This window comes from Kineococcus vitellinus, from assembly GCF_009906315.1.
Lineage (GTDB): Bacteria > Actinomycetota > Actinomycetes > Actinomycetales > Kineococcaceae > Kineococcus > Kineococcus vitellinus.
Genome location: NZ_JAAALL010000639.1, coordinates 1 through 559, shown reverse-complemented (window position 1 = coordinate 559; position 559 = coordinate 1). Strand labels below are relative to the sequence as shown.

The 559-nt window shown below is 82.1% G+C and carries 1 protein-coding gene; it reads right to left on the bottom strand.

Features of this window, described 5'->3' with window-relative positions:
• Window positions 1–516 (bottom strand): ATP-binding cassette domain-containing protein (locus GTQ99_RS23875; protein ID WP_166618099.1); only part of this gene is annotated, 516 nt, incomplete at its 3' end.
• Window positions 517–559: the final 43 nt, after the last annotated feature.

The following is a 559-nucleotide window of genomic DNA, read 5'->3' as shown; positions in this document are numbered from 1 at the left end:
CTGCTGCTCGACGAGCCGCTGGCCGCCCTGGACGCCGCCGCGCAGCACCTGGCGCACCTGCGGCGCCGCGGCGGCGTCCAGGGCGGCCAGCGGCTCGTCGAGCAGCAGCAGGCGCGGGTCGGCGGCGAGGGCGCGGGCGAGCGCGACGCGCTGGGCCTGGCCGCCGGACAGCTGCCGGGGGCGCCGCTCGGCGAGGTCGGCCGCCCCCACCGCCTCCAGCCAGCGCAGCGCCTCGCGGTGCGCGCGCGCCCGGGAGGCGCCGGCGCTGCGGGGGCCGAAGGCGACGTTGGCCGCGACGCCCAGGTGCGGGAAGAGCAGCGGCTCCTGGGCGAGCAGCCCCACCCCGCGCCGGTGCGGGGGCACGAAGGCGCCCCGCGCCTCGGAGAGCACCCGCCCGTCGAGGACGACGCGCCCGCCGGTGGGCCGCAGCAGCCCGGCCAGCAGCGCCAGCAGCGTGGACTTGCCGGCCCCGTTGGGCCCGAGCACCGCGAGCACCTCGCCGGGGGCGACCTCCAGCTCGAAGGCGGCACCGCGCGGCGCGTGCCGGACGTCGGCCCGC